The organism is Lawsonella sp. (assembly GCF_011525565.1).
Lineage (GTDB): Bacteria > Actinomycetota > Actinomycetes > Mycobacteriales > Mycobacteriaceae > Lawsonella > Lawsonella clevelandensis_A.
Map to the genome: position 1 here is coordinate 1 of NZ_WVRS01000009.1, position 7,718 is coordinate 7,718.

General features: G+C 55.8%; 7 protein-coding genes. 4 read left to right on the forward strand and 3 right to left on the reverse strand.

Annotated features, from left to right (window positions below; all coding sequences use genetic code 11):
• The first annotated feature begins 367 nt into the window (after positions 1-367).
• On the forward strand, positions 368-1,162 hold the full coding sequence (locus QZV76_RS05205; RefSeq protein ID WP_290598807.1) for a hypothetical protein: 795 nt from the start codon (positions 368-370) through the stop codon (positions 1,160-1,162).
• A 114-nt stretch (positions 1,163-1,276) separates the two neighbouring features.
• On the opposite strand, the gene QZV76_RS05210 is transcribed toward QZV76_RS05205, so the two are convergent.
• From QZV76_RS05210 to QZV76_RS05220, 3 genes are all read right to left on the reverse strand, one after another.
• Positions 1,277-1,591 (reverse strand): DUF4298 domain-containing protein, encoded by a 315-nt coding sequence (locus tag QZV76_RS05210; RefSeq protein ID WP_290598809.1) that lies wholly within the window; start codon positions 1,589-1,591, stop codon positions 1,277-1,279.
• A gap of 279 nt (positions 1,592-1,870) precedes the next feature.
• Positions 1,871-3,004, reverse strand: a complete 1,134-nt coding sequence (locus QZV76_RS05215) for a hypothetical protein (RefSeq protein ID WP_290598810.1) — start codon at positions 3,002-3,004, stop codon at positions 1,871-1,873.
• A gap of 198 nt (positions 3,005-3,202) precedes the next feature.
• Positions 3,203-3,460 carry a hypothetical protein gene (locus tag QZV76_RS05220; protein ID WP_290598811.1) on the reverse strand — a complete coding sequence of 86 codons (258 nt, stop codon included), beginning with the start codon at positions 3,458-3,460 and terminating at the stop codon, positions 3,203-3,205.
• Between the two features lie 50 nt (positions 3,461-3,510).
• Between QZV76_RS05220 and QZV76_RS05225 the strand changes: the two genes are divergently transcribed.
• The 3 genes from QZV76_RS05225 to QZV76_RS05235 all read left to right on the forward strand — a co-directional run bounded on the left by QZV76_RS05225 (position 3,511) and on the right by QZV76_RS05235 (position 7,464).
• Positions 3,511-5,040 carry an alpha/beta hydrolase-fold protein gene (locus tag QZV76_RS05225; RefSeq protein ID WP_290598812.1) on the forward strand — a complete coding sequence of 510 codons (1,530 nt, stop codon included), beginning with the start codon at positions 3,511-3,513 and terminating at the stop codon, positions 5,038-5,040.
• Between the two features lie 482 nt (positions 5,041-5,522).
• On the forward strand, positions 5,523-7,193 hold the full coding sequence (locus QZV76_RS05230) for an MFS transporter (RefSeq protein ID WP_290598813.1): 1,671 nt from the start codon (positions 5,523-5,525) through the stop codon (positions 7,191-7,193).
• 85 nt (positions 7,194-7,278) lie between these two features.
• A complete protein-coding gene (locus tag QZV76_RS05235) occupies positions 7,279-7,464 on the forward strand; it encodes a hypothetical protein (RefSeq protein WP_290598815.1) in 186 nt (61 codons plus the stop codon).
• Positions 7,465-7,718 lie beyond the last annotated feature (254 nt).

The window sequence follows — 7,718 nt, forward strand, 5'->3', positions numbered from 1 at the left end:
ATAGCCGACACAGCGTTAGCAATTACTTATTTTTTGAGTAGTGCTGGTTCCAGGATAGGCGTTGTGGGGGAAAAGATGCACATCGAGGCCGGTAAACGGCACGCAGCGGGTGCGGTGGAGCCGGCAGGCGAGTGTGGCTACATCAAAGGATCGACTTAACTTGCGTACTGACGGGACTATAAAGAATGAGGCTGAGAAAAACGAGGCTGAGAAACCTGCCTGCACCCTGGATTCAGTTAAATATGTTGTGCGAATCTACTTCTTCGCTCCTTGCAGCCCGCTATACTCGGTGGCTAAGACGTTCCTTGGACGTTGAATCGGAGGAACGTGCCGCTTCTTCTATATGGATCGAGACTCTCTCATACTCATGAAACACCGCACTCTTGCATGCACCGCAGTAACTGCCGTCTTCCTTATGACATTGTCTCCTGCTGCTAACGCTGCTCCCAGCCCTCGAACTTTCACCACCCGTGACACTTCGTCGCTACCTGTTGTGTACTTGAGCGGAGCTAACGACGTTGCGCTACTCAACAGTGATGTGAAGAAGAACATCACCGCTGCGGGCATGCAGTTTTTTGAATGGGATCCGCTAAAGACTTCCCTCAAAGAATCCCCCACGCTTTATGACCATATGGATGCCTACGCTGAATCTGTCGACGCTTTTGTCAAGAGTGTCCTCAAGAAAACAGGCGCAAAAAAGGTCAACATTATTACCTATTCACAGTCTGGCCTTATCAACCAGAGCTGGATGAAAAACCATGGAGGCGCGCAGTACGTCGCTAAAGTCATTAACTACTCAGGTCTTCTCCAGGGTTCTCCCTTTGGTGCTATCGCAACCAACTTCACTGGAAACTGCCTGGGCTTCGGCACCTGCGTCGACTTCGACCCCAGGGGGCCGGTCGTTACGAGACTCAATGAGAATGGTGAAGCGCTCGCTGGCATCATTTACTACAACCTCACCAGCAAATACGACGAAATGGCGATGCCCTACCAAATTAACTTCATGTACTCCCCCACCGGCAACTACAAAAACGTTCTCCTCCAGGATTATTATCCCGCAGAACGGGCAGGGCATCTTATGGTCCCCCACGCGAAATCTACTAAGACCCTCACCATCCAAATGCTTAAGGGTCTACCTCTCACCGCACTACTCAAAAAATAAGTAATTGCTAACGCTGTGTCGGCCATATTCATTTTTGGGTATGGCCGACACAGCATAATCACCTGAGGGTTGACCATTAGTATGGCCTTTAACTCCGCTATGGCTGCCGTGCGATCAGGCGGTTTTTACCATCGTGGTGGCTAATTCAAGCATGCGAATCGCGATGTTCTGATACTCAAAGAACAGGTCATAGATGGCATCCTCGGAGAGGACTCCGCATGGCACGTCTGGTGGAATATTTCCCGCATTGTAAGCGTCAACGTCCGCTCTTTGAAGAGGACCACAGTAATACTCCTTGAGTTTTTCATAAGAGGGTACGGCGCCCTCAATCTCAGTGAGAACACTGTCAGCTTCGCCCAGTAATGCCGTAACGCGATTAAGAATCGATTCCATTTCTTCTATACGGGCAAGCAGCTTTTTATCGTCCATAATCCTGATCTTTCACTGAAGTACAGAGAAGAGTCCCGCACCCCTACGAACTACACCAGTCAAACCTCATACTAGAGTGAAAACCGGCTTCCTTCGCCAGCGTGAGTAGTATTTTCCCCTGTATCTTCTGATTTTTCTTCCCCACCCATCAATTCACATCGCCAAGGGTGTTTTGGGGCGGGTTTGTGGATGTTGTCAGGATTATTCGTGGAAATGCAGCTGTGGGCACCCTTGCGCGTGCCCACAGCTTATTCGTTTGTGTTGTTATTCAGATGTCACTTAGATTCCGAATGCCTTGGCGCGGCACTTGATGGGCTTGTTGGCGTTGCCTTGAAGTGCGTTGACGGCGATCTCGAGGGCATTGGGATCGTAGGAGAAGGTGAAGTGGTCGGAGTGGTCGTTGGCGCAGTAGTCCTGGACCACAACGTTGGTGACACCGGGCTCGAAGATGAAGGCGTTACGGTAGGGGGTAACGACGTCATCGAAGCGGGTGGTGATGACGGTGTACTTGACACCCGGCATGGTGATGGGGGTGCTGCTGTACTTCTTGAGGAACTCAGAGTTCTTGGTCTGCTGTTCGCTGGAGGTCATGTTGGCGGCATTCATTACCTTGACCATGAGGTCACGTCCACCGGGGATGGTGTCGATGACGTCAGAGAGGCCCTTACCGCTGCCGTAGTTGGAGGAGGCGAGGGTGAGGGGGTTGGGGATGAAGGCCAGCATGGTGCCGGTGGTGGGGTCTACCACGGGGATAGATCCGAGGCTGAGGTTGGTGCCGAAGTTGGAGGCTACCAGGCCAACAGTGTGGCGCACTGTCTTATTTCCGCCGTACCACTTGATGTAGGCGTTGGGGAGGACACCGCCGCCCTGGGAGTGACCAATGAAGTCAACCTTGGGGGCGCCCGTGCGCTTCAGAACCATGTTGACGAATTTCCCAAGAGCCTTGGCGGACGCGTGGAGGTCACCTTCGAAGGGGAGAGACGCCTGTGCGAACTTATTGCCCACGGTTGCAAGCGCAGGACCGTAGTTGAAGGTGTAGACGCAGTATCCGCGCCGGGTCAGTTCAGGAGCATAGTATGCCCACGTGGCGTAGGCAGACTCGCCAGTTCCGGGGACGAGGACGATGGGGAGTGCACCCTTAACCTTGGGCTTGCAGTTGAAGTTGTTGGCACCTTCGGGGGTGCGTCCAGGATTCTTGTGGTCGTAGCGGGAAGCTTTACCCCACACAGTCTGTGCCGGGCCATAACCCTCGGTGGGCATGCCGTATTCATCAGAGTAGGGAGCGGGGTAGCCGCCGAACTCGTCTACTGGGGCGAGTGCTGCTGAAGCGAGGGCCGGTGACAGAGCAGCCACGAGAGCAGTAACGGCTGTTGCCACGGTTATCCGGTTACGGGTCGAACGATTCGTGTGCATTGAAATGCCTCTCAAGCTGGTATTTTTGGAGCTATCTGCATACAGTAGACTTTTGTTATCCGGCTCACCAGCTTGTTGCACAATTTTGTCACCCAAAGCCACTTCACTGTAACCTATTTCATATATCGATATAAATTGTACTGTACATCACAAAACTATCGATATCTGCAGACACAGTGATGAATACAGGGCCAACGTCTAGGACGTAGCACCAAAAGTAGCCACACTGGTCCCACTCACTGCAGCTTTCTTCACAGAGGACGACGGGACCGACTTCTCCGTCATTGTAGAGGACGCAGGTTTCTTGTTGCTGCTGGTGGACTCCGCGGGTGCCGTCCTCTTAGTGTTAGCGGCTGACGCCGTGGGCTTCACAGTAGTGGAGTTGGTTGAGCCGGCGCTACGCCCGGTGTCGTCACGGGAATTAGCCACACCGGCATCCGACGACTTTTCATCCAAAAACGCGTCGCCGTCGTCGTCATCGTCTTTCTCGTCGTATCGTCGCAGTGGTGGCGTCCTGTGCCACTGCAGCTGGCATGATCCTCCCCATTTCTTCCGCGCAGTCCGCGCCGGCGCGAGCAGCGCACTCTAACGCACCGCGCACCGCGGAGCAGATGGCGGACACTACCCGCACATCCGGGGCAGAGAATGAGAACGCAGACAGCGACCGGCAGGACTCCTCCCCACTGTCTATTCTCGACAGAGACGCGAACTACCGTATTACCGTGCGTAGCCGGGAGAACACTCTTCCACTTCGCCGCGATGACTCCCCGAAGGGTCGTTGTATGCGCGACCCGATGGCCAGCAACTTCCAACGCTGCCGCATTTGGTCGCCGTCCAACAAACGCTACATGTCCATCCATTTCAAGCCGGCTGTCAAGCATTCGCGGCGTGTCCTGATGCTGCTTGACGGTGCCAGCGCGATCGATACTCACAGTCGCTGGATCAATCTTGGTGGTGCTGCGCGTACCTTCGCGAACACGGACATTAACGTCATCCTGCCCATTGGGGGCGGTGCATCCTACTACGCAGATTTCCAATACCCCTACAAGTACTGTTCCTTGGCTCACCTGAAGTTGGATACACAGCAGTGGGAAACGTTTCTCACTAAAGACCTCCTGAGGTGGGCAACGGATAACGACCTGGCGACCAGCAACTGGAGCGTCGGTGGATTCTCCATGGGGGGCGGGTCGGCGCTCGCCCTGACGGAACGCCACCCAGATATTTTTGACCAAGCACTGTCCTACTCAGGTTTGAACATGATGTTTGTTCCGGGCCTGCAAGAGGTGCTCACCGTCACCAGCGATTTAACCCCCTGTATGTGGCGGCCTTTCGGCAGTCCCTTAAACCCGGCGCGCTACGAGTTTGACCCCTTCCTCAATATGGAGAAACTGCGTGATGCAAAGGATGTCTATCTCTCCGCCAACCTGGGTATTCCGGCCATACGGAACTACCACTCTGGTGACGCGATCAACTCCTTCTGGGAATGGGGAGTTGTTGTCCTCACCGTTCTCTTTTTCCTCAAGGCGAAGGCCATCAATCTTACTAACGTGACGCTCCACATTAAGCCGTTAGGAACGCACAACTACTGGGTGGCAGCGCAGGAACTCCGGGAAACAAAGGAGCGAATCCTCAACAAAACGATTGACGATGACGACGACGGCGACTCTGCAAACATTGACGCGGACAGTTCGGCAGCGAAGAAGAATTCGGCAGGGAAAAGTTCGACGGGCAGTGTGGCAGATGGGACGGCAGATGGTGAGCCGGATAGCTTGGCGGACAGTTCGGACGTCGACGGGCGCACTCCAGGCTCCGCAAAGGGTGCGAAACATGGTGACGGTACACAGAGTGACGGCGATACTTCCTCGACTGTGAAGGAGCCGGCCCCTGCGGCGTCGTCTAGCACAAAAAAGAAGCCAGCTTCGTCGTCTACGGAGAAGCCGGCAGCGTCCACTACTGCGAAGAAGTCAACACCTGCTGTACCGTCCTCGGCAAGGCAGCCGGCACCCACCGCGACGTCGACGAAGAAATCTGTGTGAGTGGGGGCAGTCGCCACTACTCGTGTAGTGGCGTCCTAGGTGTTGGTGCTGGATTCGGCATCATGCTGGCATATTGTGCTCATGCTAGATGAGTAGTGCGCGGCCGTGTGGGGGGTTACTGCTGCGATTCCTGTGATTGGTGTGAGGCTGCCGAAGTCGCCGCCTCGTTTAACGGGTGCCCCGCATGTCCCTTCACCCATGTAAAGGTGCGCCGGCCGGCCCCGCAATTCGGAGTGCAGCTGGCGCATCCGGTTCGCGTTCAGCACCGGCTTGCTGTCACCCATTCCCACAAGTGTCGCCACCCGTCCACACCAGTGCCGTCACTCAACCGGCTCCAGCACCGTCACCGGATAAGCGTAAAACCCAAGGGTGGCATGCATAGTCGCGAATGTAAGGATGGTTGGGTTGTCTTCCCAAGCGAATCGAGTAAAGTTAGGCATACCTAACTAATTCACCCTGAGAGATTTTGCAGAAGGATGCCCGTGGCTACCACAAACACCCCAAAGAGTACCCCGAAACCGGTCTGGGCGGCCGTCTTCGTTGGACTCTCCACCATCATCATGACGCTCGACAACACCATTGTGAACGTCGCGCTATCCTCTATCGCCAACTACTTCAACGCCCCCCTCTCCAGCGCCCAATGGGTAATTAACGCCTACACCCTCGCCTTCGCCTCCCTCCTCCTCGGCGTCGGTGCCATTTCCGACTTCTGGGGCCGACGGCCGCTCTTCCTCATTGGCCACGCCTTCTTTATGCTCTCCAGCCTCGCCTGCGCCTTCGCCCCCACCGCAGACAGTCTCGTCGTCTTCCGTGGCACCCAAGGATTCGGCGCCGCCATGGTTTTCGGCACCTGCATCCCTCTCATCGCAGACGCCTACGCTAAAGAAGACTCCGCCCGCCGCAACCGTGCTATTGGTCTCTCCATGACCGTCTCCGTTGCCGCCATGGCCTTCGGCCCCCTGGTTGGCGGCATCATCCTCCAAACCGCCGGGGACTTCCTTGGTCGCGGCGCCTGGCCCTGGCTCTTCCTCATCAACGTCCCCCTCGGCCTCATCTGCATCCTTGGTACCCTCGCCGCCGTACCCAACACCTACAAGACGCTCCGCGCCGAAGGCACCACTGCCCAAGGCAAAGCCGACTACCTCACCATCGTCTACACTGTTATCAGCCTCTTTGCCATCAACTACGCCATCCTCTACGGACCGCAACGTGGCTGGGGCAGCTGGCGGACCATCCTCCCCTTCATCCTCGGTATTATCGTCATGGGTATCATGATCTGGCGGCAAAAGCGCAAGGGTGACGATGCCCTGCTGAACCTCAACATGTTCAAGATTCCCAGCTACAGCACCGTCATTGTGCTCGGCTTCGTCTCCAAACTCATGAGCTTCGGACTGTTCAGCTACAGCATCTACTGGATGTTCGGCGTCGGACAGCGCACGCCTATCCAAATCGGCGCTATCATCATGCTCGTTGCCGTTCCCATGATCGCCGTTGCCGGCATGGTCGGCCCCCTCGGGAAAAAGATTGGTGCCAATAACGTCGTCGCCATCGGCATGGCCATCACCGCCATCGGCCTCCTCACCGGCCTCTCCATCAACTACACCACCAACTGGGTAGCGATCGTCCCCGTCTTCCTCCTTATGGGCATTGGCGGCGGTTTCGTCACCCCCTTCATGATGGATATTGCCGTCTCCGTCGTACCTCCTCAGAAAGCTGGCGTCGCCACCGGTATGGCCAACGCCGCCATGCCGCTGGGTACCGCCGCAGGTGTCGCCATCAACGGCGCTATCCTAGCCAGTCACATCAACAACGGCCTGGACAAGAACTCTATCTTCACCTCTCTGCCTGCAGACACCGCTAGTACCGTCCGGGACATGGTGAGTACCGGTGCCGCCGACAAGGTGGGCGCCAAGGTTGCCGGGCTGCTGCCCCCCGACCAGGCCACCTCCCTCAACGACCTAGCCATCAAACTCTCCAGCCAGGGCACCGCCATCATCTTCGTGGTGTGTGGCGTAGTCACTCTGCTGACCGTATTTCTGTCCAAGTGGGGCATCCGCGAGTCCGACCGCTGGCACGGCGACGATGCTGGCGACAGCGCGGGCGACGATGCTGGCGAGAAAGATCCTCAGAGGAGGATAAATACCCAACTATGAACAGTTTCACACTCCCCAGACATTGCGCTCTCCCCGATTCACGTTGACGAATCAGACTCACGGAGCTTTTCTGGGGGTTTTCATTGTGAGTTTGTCAAAGTCTCCCTTCATCTTTGACATCGTGGAAGAACTAGCAGTGGCAGATACCTGGCTAGGCAAGTTTCCTCTATGGAGCCTGCCTGCATGTGAGCACATGCAGGCACTTTATGAATTACGGGTAGCGCGCCGGTCCACGGATCTTTCTCCTATTAGGGCTCTGTTGGCGGCGTGATGCCATAGGTGATGGTCTGTTAGAGTATGCAGCCTGAAGCGCTGAGCAATGGTCTTTTCCCATTGCGATATTGAAGTCGTTTTTCAGGTTGGGTTTCAGCGAACCCAGAAACAAGCCGCCACATAAGTGGACCTGATTTTTCTGTTGATCGATAACATGGAGAAACTACGTGACGCGAAGGATGTCTATCTCTCCGCCAACCTGGGTATTCCGGCCATACGGAACTACCACTCTGGTGACGCGATCAACTCCTT

Bases quoted from the DNA above. Each gene is read 5' to 3' on its own strand.
- QZV76_RS05205 (WP_290598807.1), top strand. From the start codon at position 368: ATGAAACACCGCACTCTTGCATGCACCGCAGTAACTGCCGTCTTCCTT.
- QZV76_RS05210 (WP_290598809.1), bottom strand. From the start codon at position 1,591: ATGGACGATAAAAAGCTGCTTGCCCGTATAGAAGAAATGGAATCGATT.
- QZV76_RS05215 (WP_290598810.1), bottom strand. From the start codon at position 3,004: ATGCACACGAATCGTTCGACCCGTAACCGGATAACCGTGGCAACAGCC.